Consider the following 20,208-nt stretch of genomic DNA (forward strand, 5'->3'; position numbering starts at 1 on the left):
GCAGCCGCACGCCGACGTGTCACTGCGTTCTGACTGCCCGCTCAACCCTGTACGGCGGACGCCTGCGCCCTGTCCGCCGCGAGCAGCGTCGCGAACCGCGCCAACCGGGTTCCTTGGAAACGGGCGCAATCCAGCGTGACCTCGTCCGGGGCCGTCGAGGGGAATCCGGCGGGCCACGATGTCCCGTAGGGGTTTCCACCTGCGGCGTAGACGATGTCGTCCGTGTAGCCGAGAGGGACGATGACCGCGCCCCAGTGGTAGAAGACGTTGTTCAGCGACAGGATCGTCGACTCCTGGCCGCCGTGCTGCTCGGCCGAGGAGACGAAGGTCGTCACCGGCTTGTCCGACAGCTTCCCCGCCTGCCAGAGACTTCCGGCGGTGTCGATGAACTGCTTCAGCTGCGCCGCCGGAGCGCCGTAACGCGTCGGTGTGCCGAAGGCGTAACCGTCGGCCCACTCCAGGTCGGCGAGTTCGACCACCTCGACGGTCGATTCCGTCTCCTGCCGATGCGCGGCCCAGTCCGGATTCGCGGCTATCGCCTCGGCGGGGGCGAGTTCGGCGACCCTGCGGAGCCGTACCTCGGCGCCCGCGGATTCAGCTCCTTCGGCCACTGCCTTCGCCAGCCGATGCACGGACCCCGTCGCGCTGTAGTAGACGACCAACACGTGTGCTGACACAGAAAACCCCTTCCGAGGGATGTTGCTCGATCACGAAGTAGGCGCTTGGCGGCGGTTCACTTGTCGGGTGCGTACGAGAGGACGGCGGTGACCGTCTTCTCCTCGGTATTCGCTTCGATACCGGCCCAGCCGAGTTCCCGCCCCTGACCGCTGAGCTTGGAACCGCCCCACGGCAGGCGGGGGTCGAGCGGCGCCCAGCCGTTGATCGCGACAGCCCCGGCCCTCACGCGGCGAGCGACCACATGCGCCCTGCTCACGTCGGACGTCCAGAGGGTGGCGGCCAGGGCGTAATCGCTGTCGTTGGCCATCGCGACCGCCTCGGACTCCGAGTCGAACGCGATGATCGCACCCACGGGCCCGAAGATCTCCCGCCGGGCGATCGTCATGGTGTTGTCCACGTCGGCGAACAGTGTCGGCTCGACGAAGAACCCTTTGCCGTCCGGTCGGCCGCCTCCTGCGATCAGGCGGGCGCCGTCGTCGATTCCTGCCGCGACGTACTGGGAAACCCGCTCCAGCTGCCGTGCGTTGATCAACGCGCCCATCGTGGTGTCTTCGTCGAACGGGTCGCCGACCTTGATGTCGCGGGCACGCGTCACCAGACGTTCGACGAATTCGTCGTACACGGAACGAGCGACCAGGATGCGGCTGCCCGCGGCACACACCTCGCCCTGATTGGCGAAGATTCCGACCGCCACTCCCTGCGAGGCTTCGTCCAGATCGGCGTCCCCGAAGACGATCTGGGGGCTCTTGCCGCCGAGTTCCAGAGTCGTACGCCGAAATCCCTTCGCGGCCGCCACGGCCACCCTGTATCCCGTCTCGGGGCTTCCGGTGAACGAGATCTTGTCCACTCCCGGGTGATCGATGAGTGCCTGGCCCGTCACGGCTCCGAGCCCCGGAAGCACACTGAACGCCCCGGCCGGGAACCCGGCTTCCTCGATCAGCGACGTGAGGAGAAGAGAGGTGAGGGGCGCGTCCTCCGGAGGCTTCAGGACGACGGCACACCCCGCGGCGAGCGCGGGCGCGATCTTCCACGACCCGATCATGGTCGGCGAGTTCCAGGGCGTGATGGCCGCGACGACTCCGACCGGCTCGCGCACGGTGTAGCTGTGCGTGGGCCGGCCCATGTAGGGGGACGTCGGGACGGAGCGGCCCTCCAGCTTGTCGGCCCAGCCGGCGAAGTACCGGAAGGCCCCGATCGCCTGGGGCAGGTCGATGGCCCGCGGCTCGAAGCCGGGCTTGCCGATGTCCAGCGACTCCAGCGTCGCGAACTCCTCGCTCCGGGCCTCGACGAGATCGGCCAGACGGTGCAGCAGGAGCGCCCTGGCGCTTCCGTCCGTTCTCCCCCACTCACCTTCATCCAGAGCGGACCGGGCGTGGGATACGGCCTCGTCTACTTCGCGGGCCCCGGCGGCGGCCACGCTGGTGAGCCGTCGTTCGGTCACCGGGTCGATCACGTCGAAGGTGTCGATGCTCTGACCGCTGACCCAACGCCCGGCGATGTAGGGCCCTGTCGGAACCGTGCTGACCAGCTGTTCGGCTTCTGTGCGTGCTAGCATGAGTACGATTACCGTTCTATGTGGACGATATTCGAAACCATAGGGATGAGGGTGACGCCGGGTCAAGGGGTCGGCGCCATACGACCGTTCTGACCGGCGTGACATGATGTGCGGCACGGTTAGGCAGGAGGCGAGAGAAGATCGTGGCGGCGACCGGCGGGGAAACGTCCCTGACTCTTGACCGCGGGCTGACGGTGTTGTCATTGCTCGCACGAAACGCCGACGGTCTCACGGCGGCGGAGCTCGCCGAGCAGCTGAGCATCGCCCGGGCGGCCGTCTACCGTCTTCTGCGCACTCTGGAGGCGCACAGCCTCGTCGCCCGTATCGGCACGCGATACATCCTCGGGTTCGGCGTGGCCGAACTGGCCGGGCAGCTCAAACCACGGCTGCAGGCCACGGTCCTGCCGATTCTGCGACGGCTCAGCGAACAGACCAACAGCACGGCGCTGCTGAGCGTCGCCGACGGCGACCAGGCCCTGATCCTGCTGACGGCGGAGCCGCCGAACTCCACCATGCACCTCGCCATGCGGGAAGGCGCCCGGCACGCCCTGACCATCGGCGCGGACGGCATCGCCATCCTCGCCGGCAGGCCGGAGGGCGACGAGGACACCGACGACGTCCGCGAGGCCCGTCGTCGCGGCTACGCCGTCAGCGTGGGCTCGATCCAGGAAGGTGCGATCGGCATCGCGGCCCCCATCCGGGTCTCGGACTGGTCGACCGCGAGCCTCGGAGTGGTGCAACTCGGCCTCAAGCTCGTCGACGACCAGGTTCCCCATCTGGTGACGGAGGCCGCCGGGACGGCCGCGACCCAGTTGGTCGGCGCGGCCGGCCCGGAAGCGGTCAGGCGATAGCGCCCCACGCCGGTGCGTCGCCCCGGCGGGACAGCCGGAAACCCGCACGCGTCCGGTGTACGGGTGCGGGCCCGGCAAGGTCACTCGCCGTGCCGGTCACCCTGCTGCGGTGCGGAGTGACAGCTCTTCGCGCCATGCCCGGCCGGGGGCGGCACGTCCAACGACGGGTTGCGGTCGAAGAATCCGACCGGCTTCAGCGCGAACCCGACGTACTCGCACGGCATGATGGGCCAGTCCTCCGGCCGTGGCAGATGCGAGGTGCCGAAGGTGTGCCAGAGCACCACGTCCGTGTCGGCCAGATCGCGCTCCTGCTCGATCCACTTGCCGATCCCGTCCCCGGGGTGCTGGTTCGGGTAGTCGCCGGCCGCATGCAGTTCGTCCGGGCTGTACCGGGTCACCCACAGATGCGCCCGCGCGAACTCGGCGCGTCGTGCCAGGTCGCTTTCGGGAGCGGCGAGCAGCGTCGGGCCGACGAAGGGGACCAGTTTGTAGGCGACGGGCTCGTCGAAGCGGTTGCGCACACCGGGATTGGTGATCTTCCAGGTGCGAGCGGCGAACGGATCGCACATCCTGCGGCCGTCACGTTCGTTGGTGATCTCCGTGCGGCGGGCGACGATCGCGTTTCCGTACGGGTTGTCCGGACCCATCGGGAGACCCACCGCGTCGACCTCAACGACCGTATTGCGCGGCCCGTCGACTTCCATGTCCAGTCGCATGTTGAACAGGTGTTGGTGGTTCGGCGCGTCCAACTGGGGCGCCACGAGCGTTCCGTAGGCGGGTTGCTCGCCGGGAGCAACGGCCCGCGTCTGGACGATTCCGGTCAGCTTGGCTTCGAACTGGATCGTCCCGTCGAGGTAGAAGTACCAGAAGAAGCCGTACTCGTAGTTGCCTATCGTGTGGATCGACGACACGACGAGCCGCCGGGAACGCCTGACCTCCGCTTGCTCGACGTAGCGGAAGTCCCAGTGCTTCCAGAGGATTCCGTAGTCCTCCTCATGCAGACAGATGGCGTTGGCGATGGTGTGCGGGGTGCCCGACTCGTCGGAGAGCACGGCGTCGAGGTACCGGATCTCCCCGAGGCAGTCACATCCGAGACTGAGCGAACCGACTGTCTTTCCCAGGCTGTATTCGCCCGCGTCGAAGACGTTCCGGAAGTAGAAGTCGTCGCTGGTGTCGCCGTAGGGCACCACCATCTCGCTGATGCCGGCCCGGTGCACGATCGAGCGGCGACGCCCCTCGTCCAGGTAGGAGACATCGCTGATGACGAGGCCCTCCACCACGTCGATGTGGGCGTGCAGCCGCCATCGCTGCCACTCGATGACATTGCCGGACACCGTGAACGAGGGTCCTTCCGGCTGCGTGATCTCGATCGGGCGGAGGTCGTCGCGCAGCGGTCCCACGCTGCCCGGGTCGTAGTTCCCGCTCTCCGGCGGGAGCGGCAGCTGATCCCCCTCCGAGATGGCCACCACCGAACGGGCGTCGCAGTCGATGACGAAGACGAGGTTCCCTACAGGCCTGGCGTAGCCGTTGTCCGCGGTGAAGTGCCGGACGTACGCGGTCGCACGGATCACGCGTCGTCGCGCGTCCACACCCTCGATCGGCAGAGTGCCGGTCGACCAGGGGTCGAACTGCACCTGCGAGAGATCGTCGACTCCGTGCCGTGCCAGTGCCTCCACCGCGGCCGGGTCGTTCTTGACGATCTCGTCGAGCGCCATCAACTCGTCGATCATGATCGGCGGTTGCATGCCCGGGAGGTGCTTGAAGGAGACCAGGCTGTCGTCGGTGAGATCGACCCGGGCCTCGAACATGGCACTGGCCTCGGGGTCGTAGACGACGAGGAAGGCCACGCGGGGGCTCGGGCGCGAGGGGTCGTACGCCCGCACCTGCTCCTTGTCCGGGAGGTCCAGCCGCACCAGGGGGAATTTGATCGCCCCCCGCTGAGGGTGACTGGCACGCACCACACCGACGGCCTTTTCTATTTCCTCGGCGGTCAGCGGATCGTACGGGTGTGCCGTGGTGGTGGTCACTGCCTTTCCTCCTGATGGCATGGGCGGTGAAGGGTGAGGTGAGGGGTGGTCCGGGTTGTCGTCAAAGTGGGGTCACTTCACTGGTGCCTTCCACCGCCTGGCCCGTCACGGGTTCTCCCTGGCGGGAGGACCGGCCGAGCGCGAAGAAGGACCAGACCGCGCCCAGTGCCACCCACACGAGCAGAGCCCAGGGAACGGTGTCGAGAGGGCTGGCCGCCTGGTAGACCGCGCCGAACACCGCGCCGGCCGCCACTGTTACACCGGTGCTTCCCGCGATGAGCAGTTTGGTGCGGTTGACATGGCTCCAGAGGCCCTTCACACCTGCGGCACCGACGACGAGATACATGATCGCCATGCCTGTTCCGCCGAAGCCTGCCATCCAGCCGAACGCCGACGACCATCGCGGCTGACCGGCCTCCTGGCCGAACATCCGGTCGCCCCCCACGTGCACACCGACGATGGCGACGCACGATACGGCGCCCAGCAGCGCGGCGCCCCACACAGGGGTACGGAACCGGTGGTGCAGAACAGCCAGCTTCGACGGCAGTCGGCCGCTGCGGGCCATCGAGAGCATTCCCCGAGTCGATGCGACGCCGATTCCGATCGCCACCGCGAGGATGTCGAGAATGATCAGGACCGCCAGGATGTTTCCGAACGCGGCAGACCCGAACTCCTCACCGTACGAGAGCGTCTCCAGCGGGAAGACACTGTTCTTCCACGCGTCTGCGTCGAGGCCGAAACCCATGACCTGCGCGTAGGCCACCACCACGTAATAGACCCCGACGATGCCCAGCGAGAGCATGACCGCCCGCGGCACATGGCGCTTGGGATCCGAGGTCTCCTCAGCGAGGTTGGCCGCCGACTCGAACCCGATGAACATGTTGATGCCGTACAGAACGCCGAAGAGAAGATTCAGGCTCCCCACGGCGAAGGGATTGAAGGGTTCGGTGGACCAGCTTTCGCCGTTCTGGCCGCCGCGGAAGATGATGACCAGCGAGAAAACGAGGACGACGACCATGGCGCCCAGGGCGAGTATGAGTTGCGCCCGGATCGAGACGTGAACGCCGACCACGAGAATCGTCGAGGTCACGGCGGCGTACATCAGGGACAGCGGCCACCACGGCACGTCCACGGACATGGCGCTCTTGAGCCATGTCTGCGTGAGTCCGCCGAGGATGAGGTACGTCGAGGCTCCCAGAACCAACATGGCTCCGTAGTAGAGCCATCCGGCGATCACGCCGACGCGAGGTCCGGCGCTGTCACTCACGTATTCGTAGAGAGAGCCGCACAGATGGATGCGCTTCGCGTACTGGGCGATGATCCATCCCACACCGCACATGCCGATGCCGGCGATGACGATCGCGACCGGGGTGGCGACGCCGGCGCCGCGTCCCGTGGCCGACAGGCCCACGACCAGGGGCAGGAGGGCCGCGACAGAGAAGACCGGTCCCATGAAGCCGAGCGATTGAGTGAGGACGCCGATCAGTGACAGGCGGCCTTGGGCCAAGGTGGTGCGATCAGGGCTTGTCATCCCGATCAGCCTCCAGTTCACCGCTGTGCGATATTCGTACATGGTGTACGTTTGTTGAAAGCACATCGTGTTGTGGCTCATGGCGGGTGTCAAGGCCCGGCGGACACAAATGCGGCCGCCCCCGCCGAAGTGCTTCGGCGGGGGCGGCGGTTGACCGGGGAGAAATTCGGGATGGGCTACTCGGTAGCGCCCCTAAGGGGCGCGGGGAACTGCGCGGCCAGCCACGACGGCGCCGCAGACGAAAGACGGCACAGCGCGCCACTATCAGTGGAGTGCTCAGCGCGGGCCCAGCAGGAACGCTCGGGCCGCTCGCGCGGCAGAGACCACTTCCGGTGTCGCCTCGTCGACGCGGTCCTGCCGGTGCGAGACGAACATGACGCAGGCGTCCAGTACGTCTCCGTCGCGAGCCAGCGGAGCGGCGACCGCGTGGGCTCCGGGCTCCACCGCGCCATGACTGGTGACCCAACCCCGGCGACGCGCCTCACGCACGGCGTCCGAGTCGTCGTCGGCGGGCGCCCGCCCGGCCCGGATCGCGCACGGGGCGGCCCCGCGGTCCAACGGCTGGCGAGACCCCTTGCGGTAGGCGAGGTGATAGTCGGCGTCCTGAGGAACCGCCGTGGCCACAGCGACGACACAGTCCGGTTCCGGGAAGAACAGGATCGCCGTACCGCCGTACCGGTCCGCGAGCTGTTGCAGCAGCGGCTGGACGAACTCGGCGAGGGTGGGCCGCGAGGTGCCCGCGAGCGTATGCAGCTCTCCCCCGGGTACGTACGCGCCGTCCGCGCTCTTCGCCAGGAAACCCTCCGCGGCCAGCGTGCCTGCGAGGCGGTGCACGACGGTCCGGTGCAGCCCCGTCCGGGCGGCGATCTCGGCGACCGTCAGGCCGCGGGGCTGGTGAGCGACGGCTCGCAGGACGGCGAGGCCTCGGACGAGCGTCTGCGAAGGTGGCTGACTGGGGCGCTTCGCCTTCTCCTCGCGTCCGTCACCCGCGCCGCTCTCCGCGTCGTTCGCGGCCTCTGCCCGCACGCCGCCTACCACCTTCCCGGTTCCGCTCACGCGTTCAGCGTATGGCACGGGTCTGTTGCCCCCGGGGGTTGACGCCGGAGTCGTCCCATGCCGATGCTGTGCACTATACGCACGGACGGTGCGCATAGTGCACGGAGGAATTTCCATGACCCACGCCACCACCGTCTGGCAGGCGAACCGATCCGGCGGCCTGACCGGGGCCGAGGCCCTGATCGAGACCTCGCTCGCCGCCGGAGTGGACGTCTGCTTCGCCAATCCGGGGACCACGGAGATGCCCCTCGTTGCCGCGTTGGACTCGGTTCCCGGCACCCGCGCGGTGCTCGGGCTCTTCGAGGGTGTCTGCACCGGAGCGGCCGATGGCTACGCCCGGATCGCCGGCCGGCCGGCGATGACACTGCTGCACCTGGGCCCCGGTTTCGCCAACGGCATCGCGAACCTGCACAACGCGCGGCGGGCCCACTCGCCGGTCTTCAACGTCATCGGAGATCACGCCAGTTGGCATCTCGTTCATGACGCTCCCCTGACCTCGGACATCGTCTCGCTCGCGAACCCCGTCTCCGGCTGGGTCGGCACCGCCGCCTCCGGCGCGGGCCTCGCCCAGCTCACCGCCCGCGCCGTCGCGGCCGCCACAGCCGCACCCGGCTGCGGGGCCACGCTCATCGCCCCGGCCGACTTCCAGCAGGAAGTGCTCAGGACCCCCGTGGACGTCGAGTTGTCCCACCCCCGGAGCAGGCCGGAAGTGGCGGCGGACGTCATCGACGCGATCGCCAAGCGGCTGCGTGCCGGCGAGCGGGCTGTCCTTTTGCTGGGCGGTGCGGCACTCGACGAGCGCGGTCAACGGGCGGCTGCCCGGATCGCCGCCGCCACCGGGGCGGTGCTGTACAGCGAGACCTTCCCGGCCGCCGCCGAGCGCGGTGGCGGCCTTCCCGACCTGGACCGGCTCCCGTATTTCCCGGAGAAGGCGATCGAGGCCCTCACCGGAGCTCAACTGGTCGTGCTGGCCGGTGCGTTGGAGCCGGTGTCGTACTTCGGCTACGAAGGGGTTCCCAGCCTGCTGGCTCCCTACGGCACCGTGGAGGTATTGAGCACCCCGGAGGAGGACGCCGCACGCGCGCTCGAATTCCTCGCGGCCGCACTCGGTGCTCCCGAACCGGCCCCACAGCCGCTCCGGCCGGACGACGAAGGACTCCCGGACGGAGCGCTCACGCCGCAGTCGGTCGGCCGGATCGTCTCGGCGATGCTGCCCGAACACGCCATCGTCTCGGTCGAGGGCGGCACCTGCGGCTACCCCTTCTTCACCGCGTCGTCGCGCGCCGCCCGCCACACCGCACTGACCAACACCGGCGGAGCCATCGGCCAGGGCCTGCCCGCCGCCGTCGGCGCCGCGATCGCCGCACCCGGCCGCAAGGTCGTCGCCCTGCAGTCCGACGGAAGCGCGCAGTACACCATCCAGTCGCTGTGGACGATGGCCCGCGAGCAGCTGCCCGTCGTCACCCTCATCGCCTCCAACCGCGCCTACAACGTGCTGCGCACCGAGCTCGGCCGGCACGGACAGAGCCGGCCGGGCCCGGGCGCGACGGCGCTCACCAGCCTGGACGGACCGGCCTTCGACTGGCCCGCGCTGGCCCGCGGCTACGGCGTGCCCGGCACACGGGTGGAGACGGGCGAGGCGCTTCGGCGCGAACTCGGCCGCGCGCTCGCCGCCGACGGTCCTCAGCTCATCGAGATGGCCCTGTGAGAGGAGCCACCATGCACAGCGCAGCAGACCCGGTCACCGGCGCGGCGGAAGCGGTCACTCGCTTCCTGGCCGAACCGCGGACCATGTTCATCGGCGGCCACTGGGTCGGGGCCCTGAGCGGCCGATCGTTCGCGAGCGTCGACCCCGCCACCGGTACCGTGCTCACCACCGTTCCCGACGGCGACGCCGCCGACATCGACCGCGCCGTCCAAGCGGCGCGCCGCGCCTTCGACGACCCCGGCTGGCGTCGGATGAGCCCCATGGAGCGGGGCGCGCTGCTGAACCGTGTCGCCGACGTCATCGAGGCGCACGCCGAGGAACTGGCCCTGCTGGAGTCACGCGACAACGGCAAGCCGGTCTCGGTGGCGCGGGCCGTGGACGTGGGCACCAGTGTGAAGCTCTTCCGCTACTTCGCGGGCTGGCCGAGCAAGCTGGAAGGCAGCACGATCCCCGTCTCGCCGCGCGGCGGGCTGCGGGTGCTGAACTACACCACGCGGCAACCGGTGGGCGTGGCCGGTCTGATCGTGCCGTGGAATTTCCCCGTGTCGATGGCGTGTTGGAAGCTCGCGCCCGCGCTGGCCACCGGCTGCACGGTCGTCCTCAAGCCGGCCGAGGAGACCCCGCTGTCCACGCTGCGGCTCGCCGAGCTGCTCCAGGAGGCAGGGGTGCCGGACGGTGTCGTCAACGTCGTCACCGGACGCGGTGCCACGGCGGGCGCCGCTCTCGCCGCGCACGACGGAGTCGACAAGATCGCTTTCACCGGGTCCACCGAGACGGGCCGCGCCATCGTCCGTGCCGCCGCCGGGAACCTGAAGAAGGTCTCCCTCGAACTCGGCGGCAAGTCCCCGAACATCGTGCTTCCCGACGCCGATCCGCAGGCCGTCGCCGAGGCCGCCGCCCAGGCCGTCTTCTTCAACCAGGGCCAGGTCTGCACGGCCGGCTCCCGGCTGTACGTGCACCGCAAGATCTTCGACGAGGTGCTGGACGCCGTCGCGGAGCGCGCCCGCGGCATCGTCGTGGGGCCCGGCAGCGACCCGGCCACCGAGATGGGGCCGCTGGTCTCCGCGAGACACCACGAGAGGGTCACCGGGTTCATCGCCGCCGGCCGGGAGCAGGGTGCCCGGCTGGCCGCGGGCGGCGGGCGGCCCGACCTCGGCGCGCCGTACGACGGCGGCTACTTCGTCCAGCCGACGGTGTTCGTGGCGCCCGACGACGGCCTGCGCATCGTCCAGGAAGAGATCTTCGGTCCCGTGCTGGCGGCGATGAGCTGGGACGACGTGGACGATCTGGTCGAGCGGGCCAATGACTCCCCCTTCGGACTCTCGGCCGGCATCTGGACCTCCGACCTGGGCCACGCCCACCGCATCGCAGACGAACTACAGGCGGGCACGGTGTGGATCAACTGCTACAACCTCACGGATCCCGCGTCGCCCTTCGGCGGGTTCAAGCAGTCCGGCTGGGGCCGGGAGATGGGGCGGACCGTGCTCGACCTCTACACCGAGGTCAAGAGCGTCTGGGTCAACCTCAGCTGACATCCGAAGGCTCTTGTCGCCGAAACACCTTGTCGCTGAAGCCCCTTATTGCCAATCGCCTCTGTGGGAGACACGCATGGACCTGGAACTGGGCGGCAGGACCGCCATCGTCACCGGCGGCAGTCTGGGCATCGGCAAAGCCACCGCCCGCGAACTCGCCGCCGAGGGTGCGACGGTTGTCATCACCGCCCGTCGGCTGCCCCTGCTGGAACGCACCGCCAAGGAACTCGAGGCCGAGACCGGCGGCCGGGTCGTTCCTTATGCCTCGGACACCAACGACACCGAGTCCGTGCGCGCCATGGTGCGACGCGCGGCCGACGACCTCGGGCGGATCGACATCCTCGTCAACGGCGCGGCCGCCCCTTCCGGACTGGTGCGCAACTCGGTCGAGGAAGCCGACCCCGAACTGCTGCTGGCCGACATCAACACCAAGGTCGTCGGCTACTTCCGCTGCGCGCAGGCCGTCACCCCGCACATGAAGGCGGGTGGCTACGGCCGGATCATCAACATCGGCGGACTGACCGGCCGTTCCAGCCACGCGCTCTCCGGCATGCGCAACCTCGCGATCGTCCACCTGACGAAGGCCCTTTCCGACCAGCTCGGCCCGTCCGGCATCACCGTCAACACCCTGCATCCCGGCGTGGTGGAGACCGAGCACATCCACGAGCTGTACGAGAAGGAGGCCGCCAAGCGCGGCATCACCGCGGCCGACGTCGAGGCGGACTTCGTCGCCCGTACACCGATCCGCCGGGTTCTGAAGGCGGACGAGATCGCCCAGGCCGTGTGCTTCCTCGCCTCCCCCAGGGCCGCCGCGATCACCGGCGAGTCACTGGGCATCGACGGCGGTCTCACGCGCGGCATCTTCCTCTAGCTCACGGCCACCACCCCCTCACCCCACCCGTTCGTTCCGCAGTTCCGAAGGGAAACCCACGACATGGAAGGCACCATCCTGGTCGCCACCGCGGGCCAGGGCGTCCTGCGCTCCTCCGACGACGGCGCCACCTGGTCCCGTCTGGGACTCGGGCAGGACCTGGAATTCGACGCCGTCATACGCTGCCTGGCCGTCCACCCCGAACAGCCCGACGTCGTCTTCGCTGGCGCCGACGCGGGTCTCGTCCGCAGCGCCGACGCCGGCGTCACCTGGCGCCGCGTCAACTCGCCCATGAACGACCGGACCATCTGGTCGCTGGCGATCGACCCCACACATCCGGACACGATGCTCGTCGGAACCGGCGCCCCCTCCCGGGCCGCCATGTTCCGCACCACAGACGGCGGGGCGACCTGGGAACAACTCCCCCCTGAAATCCCGGAATTCTGCGCGGGCGTCAACCGCCCCAGGATCCTGACCTGCGTCGTCGACCGCTACGAACCCAAGAACATGTGGTTCGGCATCGAGGAAGGCGGTCTGTGGCGCAGCGGCGACCGGGGCGACACCTGGGAACGGATCGACGGCACACCCGCCACCCTGCCGCAGGGCGTCACCAACTCCGACGTCCACTGTGTGCTCGTCCTGGAGGGCCCGCCGAAGACGATCGTCGTCGCCGTCGTCAACGCGCTCTTCGTCAGCCAGGACGACGGTGCGACCTGGACCCGTACCGACTCCCGCAAGACGTTCGGCATCTACTACACCCGGCTGGTCAAGCAACTCCCCGGCACCGACGACCTGCTGCTCGGCATCGGCGACGGCACCCCCGGCACCACCACCAGGATCCTGCGCTCCGAAGACCTGGGGCGCACCTGGCAGGACACCGCCCTGGACACGCCCGCCAACTCGACCGTCTGGGCCTTCGGCACCCACGCCGCCGACCCGGAGCTGGTCTTCGCGGGAACGAAGTACGGCCATCTCCTGCGCTCCACCGACGCCGGCCGCACCTGGCGCAAGGAGTGGCGCGAGTTCAGCGAGATCACCGACGTGACCTGGACTCCGGCAGTAGCACCCACCACGGAAGGACACTGACATTGGACCCCGACGAGCGCGTACTCGGCCGGCACGAGGAGCCCACGCCGATCCCCGCCGACCCGCAGGACGCTCCTAAGCCGCGGGTACGCCGCACCCATCTGTCGCTGTTCGTCCGTGACCTGGAGGCCTCGGCCAAGTGGTACGAGGACGTCCTCGGCATGGAGGTCACCGCACGCGGCCCGCAGTGGGTGTTCCTGTCCTTCGGAAAGAAGCACCACGACATCGCCCTGATCCGCGCCGAGGAAGGAGCCGCCACCGGAGGCCTCGGCCTGCAGCACTACGGGCTTGAGGTGGAGGGCGACCTGGAGGAGTGGCGGCGGCTGTACGGGATGCTGCTGGCCAAGGGCGTATCCGTGGTGAAGACCACGGATCACAAGATCGGCTTCGGCCTCTATTTCACCGATCCGGACGGCAACCGCTTCGAGTTCTTCCACGAGACGGTCACCGACGACGAGGAGGGCAAACGCATCCTCGGCCTGTACGGAGCCCCCAGCGAACCGGTGGAGATCGAACCGCTCCACGGCTAGCCCCTGCCGTCCCGGTCCCACCCCGCCTCTGCTCCCCCCTTTCCCTCCCGTCTCTTCATGGAGCCTCGCCATGCCCGCGTCCCGCCTCCGTCCGCACCCCGAGGAAACACCCATGCCCCAGCCCAACTTCGCCGGTTACCACATCCGTAAGTGGTTCACCCAGACCGAGGACACCCTCGCCAACGAGACAGGCGTCCTAGCGGACGGCGAGCCCGTAAGCAAGATCGTCATTGCGGCGGCGATCCACAATCCCTACGCCGGACGGTTCAGCCAGGACCTCGGCGACATCGTCGCCGATTCGCCCAAGCTGGGTGAGGAGTTCGGCCGGCGGATCCAGGAGGCGGCCGGCGGCCGTGCCGTCCAGAGCTACGGGAAGGCGTGCCTGGTCGGCACGGCCGGCGAGTACGAACACGGCAACGCCTTCCTCACAGCGGTCTTCGCGGACCCGGTGCGCGAGGCGGTCGGCGGCGGGAAGGCGTGGGTGCCCTCGACCGGAAAGCGGGGCGGGCCCGGTACCGTCCTCGACGTTCCGCTGGCACACAAGGACGCCCTCTACGTCCGTTCGCACTACGACACCGTCACGGTGAGCTTCTCCGACACCCCGAACCCGGACGAGGTCGTGGTCGTGTTCGCGTTCGCCACGCGTGGCCGGCTGCACGCACGGCTGGGCGGCATCAGCACCGACGAGGTGCAGGGCCAGGACGGGCTGCACTGAGATGGCCGCCGACACCACCGCAGTGGGGCAGGACCGCTTCATCACGCTGGGCGGCCTGCGCACGCACTATGTCGAGTGGGGTGACGAGGACCGGCCCGCGATCGTCATGCTGCACGGCCTGCGCAGCTACGCCCGGACGTTCGAGCCGCTGGCGGAGCGGCTCGGCGGCCGCTACCGCGTTCTGGCCCCGGACGCTCGTGGGCGAGGTGACAGCGACTGGGATCCGCGAGGCGAGTACTACACGGAGTCCTACGTCGCCGATCTGGAGCAGTTCGCCGACCGCCTCGACCTGGACCGGTTCGTGCTGCTGGGCCATTCCATGGGCGGCACCACCACGTACGTCTACACGGCGCGTCACCCCGAGCGGGTCGGCGCAGCGGTCGTCGAGGACATCGGACCCGGCTCGTCGCTGTCCGGCGAGGGAGCCGAGCGCATCAAACACGAAGTGGCGAACACGCCCCGCGACTTCCCCAGCCGGGAGGCGGCCCGCGCGTACTGGCGCGGCATCCGTCCGCACGTCTCCGAAGACGCCCTCGAATCCAGGGTGCGGCATACGCTCGCTCCGGACGGCGAGGGACGGTGGCGCTGGAAGTTCGACCTGGCGGGCATCTCGGCAGCCCGCCTCGACCCGGATCCGGCCCGGCAGGTGGACCTGTGGCCGTACGTCGAGGCCCTTGGGTGCCCGGCCCTGGTCGTCCGGGGCGGGGAGTCGGACTTCCTCCCGGCCGCCACCATGGCCGCGATGGCGCAGCGCAACCCGCGCATCCAGACGGTGGAGATCCCCGGGGCGGGCCACTACGTGCACGACGACGCCCCGGATCTCTTCCATCACCACCTCACAAGATTCCTCAGGAGTTCGGAGGTTGTCCGATGACCGAACCCGTCGAACACCGCACCCAGGTCGCCGTCGTCGGCGCCGGGCCCGTCGGAGCGACGGTCGCGAACTACCTCGGCCTCTACGGTGTGCGCACCCTGCTGATCGACCGCAGTGAGGAGATCGTCGACTACCCGCGCGCGGTCGGCATGGACGACGAATGCCTGCGCAGCTTCCAGGGCATCGGGCTCGCCGACGAGATGCTGGCCGACATGATCCAGAACGTTCCGCTGAGGATGTTCGCCGCGAACGGCTTCTGTCTCGCCGACATCCGGCCGGAAACCAAGGAGTACGGCTGGCCCCGGCGCAACATCTTCATGCAGCAACTCGCCGAGCGGACGCTGCGCGTAGGCCTCCAACGCTATCCCCACGTCCGGCCTCTGCTGGGGCACGAACTCGTACGTGTGGAGCAGGACGGCACCGAAGCACGGCTCCACGTCAGGGACCCCCAGGGCGACCACGTACTCGTCCGTGCCGAGTACGTGGTCGCCGCCGACGGCGGCCGCAGCACCGTACGCGAGCAACTCGGCATCCCGTTGAGCGGCGACACCCATCCCCGCAAGTGGGTGGTCATCGAGTGCGACAACGATCCGCTCGACGCCCCGTACACGGGGCTGCACGGCGACCCGAAGCGCCCGTACGTCTGCCTGGACCTGCCCTACAACTACCGCCGCTGGGAGTTCATGCTGTTCCCCGGCGAGGACGCCGAGGCCATGCTCCGGCCCGAGAAGGTGCGCGAACTCCTCAGCGGGCACGTGCCCGATCCCACGGCGCTCAACATCATCCGAGCCCGCGTCTACACACACCATTCGCGGGTCGCCGACCGCTTCGTGGACGGCCGGATCTGCCTCGTGGGCGACGCCGCCCACCTCATGCCCCCATGGGCAGGGCAGGGCATGAACACCGGTATACGGGACGCGACCAATGTCGCCTGGAAGCTGGCGGCGGTCGTCACCGGCCGCGCCCATTCGAGGATTCTCGCCACATACGACACCGAGCGGCGCGAGCACGCCAAGACGATGGTGAAACTGTCGGACGCCCTCGGCCGGTTCCTTTCACCGACGAGCACCACGGTGGCCCGCGCGCGCGACACCCTGTTGCGCGGACTCACGGTGGCACCGTCAGTGCGCGACTGGGTCATACAGATGCGGTTCAAGCCCGTGCCCCGGTACAGCGAGGGCATCATGCTGCACCGCCACGGGACCGTGCGGAAGAGTTCACCGGCGGGCCGGATGATCATCCAGCCCAGGGTCGAGACCGCCGAAGGGCGGGTGCTGCCGCTCGACGAGACACTCGGCGAGTGGTTCGCCCTCGTCGGCTACGGCACTGATCCGCTCGTACATCTGGATGCTGACTCCCGTGCCTTCTGGGACCGCATCGGCACTCGCTACATCACTGTCGTCGAATCCCGCTCCGGTCGGTCCCGTACCGAGCGGCGCACGTCGATGACCGACTCGGTGACGGTGGAGGACATCGACGGCACGCTGCGGGACTGGTTCGCCCAGCACCAGGGCAGCGTCGCCGTCGTCCGGCCCGACCGGTATCTCGCGGCCCTGACCGAGCCCCGAGACCTGGCGACGGTGACCGACGCCTTCGAACGACTGGTCGCGCCGTCGCGGTCCACGGAGTTCAAGGACGCCTGGCGCTCGATGCCCGTCACGGAGGAAGAGGCGTCGTGATCATCGAGCAAATCGCTAGTTGGCATCAGGCAATCTTCGTGACCTGCACTGATGCCAGGTAGCTTCAACGACTGGAGGCTCGAATCAGAGAGATGGTTGGCACTTTGGTACAGCGCAGGACCACGCCCGCTACGGAGCTCGAGGTCGACGTGGATGGCCCCAGGTGCGTTCGGTCACCTACACGCGTCAAAAGGCGGGATCCGACGATCCGGAGAGGTGGCCCGGATCGCTCGGTGGCTCAGGCGGCCGCCAGTTTCCGGATGCGCGGGTGGCTCTCCAGCGCCCACCGCACGGTCTTCGGCGGGCGTCCGAGGAGGGTTTCCAGTTGGTCGGTGGTGCCGCGGTATCCGCCGCCGCCCATCAGCCGGGTCAGGGTCTTCAGGTGCTCCGCGGTGTGCGGGAACGCGGCCAGGGCACTGTCCACGTAGGTCTCGTTCCAGGTTTCGACGTCTTCGGGAACGTAGGTGACCGGGCGTCCCAGTACGGCCGAGAAGTCTTCCGCGAAGCCGTGCATGTCCTTCAGTTCCGGGCCGTTGAGGTCGTAGGACTTGGAGATGTGCGGTGCCGGGTCGGTGAGGATCTGCACGCACAGCTCCGCCACGTCGTAACCGGCGATGGGCGCGAGCCGGTGGTGGCCGAAGGGCAGGCGCAGTTCACCGTTGCTCAGCGGGCCCAGCGCCAGCCAGGTCATCAGGGGGTTCTCGACGAACATGGCGGCCCGTATGTTGACGGTCGGCAGGCCGGACCAGTCCAGCACCTGCTCGGCGATCCAGTGGGCCCGTTGCTGCGGCGACCACTGCGCGACGAGTCCGCCGAGCCAGGCACGCCGTTCTTCCTCCGGCGCGGTCATCTTCTCGAACGTCATGAAGGACTGCTCGTACTCGGAGATGTTGACGAAGACCTCGATGTCGCCCTGGGCCCGTGCCGCCGCAGCCATCAGGCTGACGGCATCGGTGTAGTACGGCGACAGGCTCATGCTGAAGTAGATGCGGCGGACGCCCTGCAGTGCGGCGCTCACGTCGGCGATGTTGAGCAGGTCACCGACGACAACCTCGGCTCCGGCCTGGCGCAGTGCGTGGGCGCGTTCGTCGTCCTGGCGCACGAACGCGCGCACCGGGTGCCCTTGTTCGAGCAGCATGTCGACCATGGTGCGGCTCACGCCGCCGATTTCGCCGGCGGCACCGGTGATCAGGATGGGGTTGCGCTCTGGCATCAAGGTGTCCTCTGTCTGGTGGGGGGAGTCAGCTGTTGAGAAAGCCACGAGGCGGATGCCTCGTAGCGTCATCGGGACGCGGGGCCGTCGATGCGGGTGAGGAAGTCGAGGAGTGCGGCGTTGACCTCGGCGGGACACTCCTGCTGTGTCCGGTGGCCGCAACAAGGATCTCCTTGACCTACGTGAGTGCGTGCTACTGCTTCAGCTGGGCGTACATGGCTTCCAGGTCGGCGGACAGCTGGGACTTGACCCAGCGGGTGATGTCGTCGGCCAGCACCTCGTGCGCACCTGCCTCGATGCCGTCGAGTGCGGCCACGGCGATGTCGCGGGGGTCGGCCTTGGGCGCGTCGACGCCCGAAGTCATGTCGGTGTCCACGTAGGCCATGTGGAGCCCGGTCACCGCGATGCCGCGCGGCTGCAGCTCCAGGCGCAGGGAGTTGGTCTGCGACCACAGGGCGGCTTTGGAGGCGCCGTAGGGCGTGCCGTCGGCCAGCCAGGACAGGGCGGAGTGGGCGTTGAGGATGTGGCCCCCGCCGTTGCGCTCGATGATCGGCACGAAGGCCCGGGTGACCAGCAGCGGCCCGTAGAAGTTGGTCTCCAGGTCCCGGCGCACGTCGTCCATCGGGGAGTTGAGGTACGAAGCGCGGACGGAGGCCCCGGCGTTGTTGATCAGGACGGTGACGTCCTGGGCCTGCTCGGCTGCGGCTGCCACGGATGCCGGGTCAGTGGCCTCGAGCGCCAGCGGAACCGCACCGGGGTGCGTCACCGAGCGCGGGTCACGGGCCGTGGCGTAGACCTTGCCGGCGCCGCGCGCGTAGAGCTCCTCGACCAGCATCTTGCCGATGCCCCGGCTGCCTCCGGTGACGAAGACGTTGGCGCCCTTGATTGCTGTCATGACTACCTCCGCGAAGATGAAAACCGATCGGTTTCCACCACCGTAAACCGATCGGTTTCGTCATGCAAGTCGGTTGAGTGGCGGGTGACTACGGCGCGCGGTGTCGAGGTGGAGTCGGGCGGAGCTCAGGCTTCGGGGGCCGGCTTCGCATCCATCGGCGGAGTCCGTACTCGCCCGGCGCAGGCCGGTGAAGCCGCGAGCCCGCCGACAGTGATCGACGTGGCCTGGGCGTGCCCGGCCGGCGCCCCCTGCGAGCCGGCCTGGGGTCGGCGACCAAGGGCGGCCGACTGCCGGCGGTGCAAGGGCCGCTCAAGTACTGCGGGCGTGTCGGCGAGGCGCGCGACGACAGGGAAGACAGGCTCGACGGCCCCGACGGCCCTTGCAGCGACGCGGCCTCGCGACGAGAGGCCCAGCCCGCGGGGGCCGGCGAACTTCCCTCCGATTGCCGGGGAGCAGGGGTGTGAAGCCGTGGGCGCTGCACCGGCCGCCGGAGACGGGCATCAACCCTGAAGAGCGCTTCGGTCGCCGGGCCTGCTCGAAGACGGGGCGCGTCAGCGCATGGCTGCCGCATCGAGCAGGGTGGTCACCGTGGGTGCGATGAGCCCGGTCAGCTTGTCGGCCTGAATGCCCGCGCGGGCGTTGGCGCCGTCGAAGACCAGGATGAGCTGCCGGGCCAGCAGGTCGGGATCGCTCGCGCCACCCTGTTCGGCCTCGGAACGGAAAAAGGCCGTCAGGTCCGCTTTGATCTGGTGGGCCACCCGGCTCGCGGGGTGGGTCTGATCCTTGAGCTCGATCTGCACAGCCAGGTACCGGCAGCCGCGGAACTCGGGGACACCCGCCTGCGACTCCACCCGCTCGAAGACATGAAGGATCCGCTCGCGGGGTGAGCGGCCATCGTCCGCCGCCGGCAGGAGTCCGGCCACGAAGCCGGCGGCGCGTTCCTTCAGGCTCGCCGCCAGCAGTTCGTCCTTGCTCTCGAAAAGCTGGTACATGGAGCGCTTGGACACCCCCGCCGCCTTGCACAGCGCCTCGACGCCGATGCCGACACCGTCTCGATAGGTGAGCGTGGCCGCCGCCTCCAGCAGCCGCTCCCGGGGACTTGGCTTCACTTTGGTGGTCATACCGCGAGGTTAACTCGAATCGGACAAAATAGAAACCGATCGGTTTCCAGGGGGTGCTGGGGAGACGCCCGGCGCCGCGCGGACGCCTGAAGGCCACTCAGAGGCTCGGCAACGATCTCGGGGAAGAGGCCGTCGCCGAGCCGTGACGTTGTGCGCGCCCCTCCTCCCCGCGGGGCGACACACACCGGCGGGACTCCGGGTAATGGCCCCGCCCCGGGTGAGCCGCGTCCCGCTGCACCGGGGCAGCGGTCTTCTCGGGCTCCGTCTCGGCGGGGAGGCGGTGCAG

Annotated in this window: 17 protein-coding genes; 9 read left to right on the top strand and 8 right to left on the bottom strand. The window is 69.0% G+C overall.

What is annotated here, in order from left to right:
• Positions 1-41 precede the first annotated feature (41 nt).
• Together wrbA and OP79_RS03760 are read right to left on the bottom strand one after the other, a co-directional pair.
• A complete protein-coding gene (gene wrbA / locus OP79_RS03755) occupies positions 42-677 on the bottom strand; it encodes an NAD(P)H:quinone oxidoreductase (protein WP_033318481.1) in 636 nt (211 codons plus the stop codon).
• Between the two features lie 56 nt (positions 678-733).
• Positions 734-2,233, bottom strand: coding sequence for an aldehyde dehydrogenase family protein (locus OP79_RS03760; protein WP_051744395.1), 1,500 nt, complete (start codon positions 2,231-2,233; stop codon positions 734-736).
• Between the two features lie 143 nt (positions 2,234-2,376).
• Here OP79_RS03760 and OP79_RS03765 point away from each other — a divergent pair, with 143 nt between their 5' ends.
• Complete coding sequence (locus OP79_RS03765; protein ID WP_033318482.1) at positions 2,377-3,084, top strand: IclR family transcriptional regulator; 708 nt, start codon at positions 2,377-2,379, stop codon at positions 3,082-3,084.
• Between the two features lie 80 nt (positions 3,085-3,164).
• Here OP79_RS03765 and OP79_RS03770 read toward each other — a convergent pair whose 3' ends face one another.
• The 3 genes from OP79_RS03770 to OP79_RS03780 form a co-directional block, all read right to left on the bottom strand.
• Positions 3,165-5,111 (bottom strand): primary-amine oxidase, encoded by a 1,947-nt coding sequence (locus tag OP79_RS03770; protein ID WP_211270728.1) that lies wholly within the window; start codon positions 5,109-5,111, stop codon positions 3,165-3,167.
• A gap of 61 nt (positions 5,112-5,172) precedes the next feature.
• Positions 5,173-6,642: an APC family permease gene (locus OP79_RS03775; protein ID WP_157857275.1), complete on the bottom strand. Its 1,470-nt coding sequence runs from the start codon at positions 6,640-6,642 to the stop codon at positions 5,173-5,175.
• 276 nt (positions 6,643-6,918) lie between these two features.
• Positions 6,919-7,698 carry an IclR family transcriptional regulator gene (locus OP79_RS03780; RefSeq protein ID WP_157857276.1) on the bottom strand — a complete coding sequence of 260 codons (780 nt, stop codon included), beginning with the start codon at positions 7,696-7,698 and terminating at the stop codon, positions 6,919-6,921.
• Between the two features lie 115 nt (positions 7,699-7,813).
• Between OP79_RS03780 and OP79_RS03785 the strand changes: the two genes are divergently transcribed.
• The 8 genes from OP79_RS03785 to OP79_RS03820 all read left to right on the top strand — a co-directional run bounded on the left by OP79_RS03785 (position 7,814) and on the right by OP79_RS03820 (position 16,693).
• Positions 7,814-9,406 carry an acetolactate synthase large subunit gene (locus tag OP79_RS03785; protein WP_211270729.1) on the top strand — a complete coding sequence of 531 codons (1,593 nt, stop codon included), beginning with the start codon at positions 7,814-7,816 and terminating at the stop codon, positions 9,404-9,406.
• An 11-nt stretch (positions 9,407-9,417) separates the two neighbouring features.
• Complete coding sequence (locus OP79_RS03790; protein WP_033318485.1) at positions 9,418-10,938, top strand: aldehyde dehydrogenase family protein; 1,521 nt, start codon at positions 9,418-9,420, stop codon at positions 10,936-10,938.
• Between the two features lie 76 nt (positions 10,939-11,014).
• Complete coding sequence (locus tag OP79_RS03795; RefSeq protein WP_033318486.1) at positions 11,015-11,809, top strand: SDR family NAD(P)-dependent oxidoreductase; 795 nt, start codon at positions 11,015-11,017, stop codon at positions 11,807-11,809.
• Between the two features lie 63 nt (positions 11,810-11,872).
• A complete protein-coding gene (locus OP79_RS03800; protein ID WP_033318487.1) occupies positions 11,873-12,895 on the top strand; it encodes a WD40/YVTN/BNR-like repeat-containing protein in 1,023 nt (340 codons plus the stop codon).
• 2 nt (positions 12,896-12,897) lie between these two features.
• The gene (locus OP79_RS03805; RefSeq protein WP_245685209.1) at positions 12,898-13,425 is read left to right on the top strand and encodes a VOC family protein; all 528 of its coding nucleotides are present in this window, start codon (positions 12,898-12,900) and stop codon (positions 13,423-13,425) included.
• 112 nt (positions 13,426-13,537) lie between these two features.
• Positions 13,538-14,140 carry an amino acid synthesis family protein gene (locus OP79_RS03810; RefSeq protein ID WP_033318488.1) on the top strand — a complete coding sequence of 201 codons (603 nt, stop codon included), beginning with the start codon at positions 13,538-13,540 and terminating at the stop codon, positions 14,138-14,140.
• A gap of 1 nt (position 14,141) precedes the next feature.
• Positions 14,142-15,014 carry an alpha/beta fold hydrolase gene (locus tag OP79_RS03815; protein WP_033318489.1) on the top strand — a complete coding sequence of 291 codons (873 nt, stop codon included), beginning with the start codon at positions 14,142-14,144 and terminating at the stop codon, positions 15,012-15,014.
• Positions 15,011-16,693 carry a bifunctional 3-(3-hydroxy-phenyl)propionate/3-hydroxycinnamic acid hydroxylase gene (locus OP79_RS03820; RefSeq protein WP_051744397.1) on the top strand — a complete coding sequence of 561 codons (1,683 nt, stop codon included), beginning with the start codon at positions 15,011-15,013 and terminating at the stop codon, positions 16,691-16,693. Before OP79_RS03815 ends, OP79_RS03820 begins: the two co-directional genes overlap by 4 nt.
• Positions 16,694-16,931: 238 nt before the next feature.
• Here OP79_RS03820 and OP79_RS03825 read toward each other — a convergent pair whose 3' ends face one another.
• The 3 genes from OP79_RS03825 to OP79_RS03835 all read right to left on the bottom strand — a co-directional run bounded on the left by OP79_RS03825 (position 16,932) and on the right by OP79_RS03835 (position 19,922).
• Positions 16,932-17,906, bottom strand: a complete 975-nt coding sequence (locus tag OP79_RS03825) for an NmrA family NAD(P)-binding protein (RefSeq protein ID WP_033318490.1) — start codon at positions 17,904-17,906, stop codon at positions 16,932-16,934.
• 193 nt (positions 17,907-18,099) lie between these two features.
• Positions 18,100-18,801 (bottom strand): SDR family oxidoreductase, encoded by a 702-nt coding sequence (locus OP79_RS03830; protein ID WP_033318491.1) that lies wholly within the window; start codon positions 18,799-18,801, stop codon positions 18,100-18,102.
• Positions 18,802-19,352: 551 nt separating this feature from the next.
• The gene (locus OP79_RS03835) at positions 19,353-19,922 is read right to left on the bottom strand and encodes a TetR/AcrR family transcriptional regulator (RefSeq protein ID WP_033318492.1); all 570 of its coding nucleotides are present in this window, start codon (positions 19,920-19,922) and stop codon (positions 19,353-19,355) included.
• Positions 19,923-20,208 lie beyond the last annotated feature (286 nt).

Source organism: Streptomyces yerevanensis, assembly GCF_000716805.1.
Lineage (GTDB): Bacteria > Actinomycetota > Actinomycetes > Streptomycetales > Streptomycetaceae > Streptomyces > Streptomyces flaveus.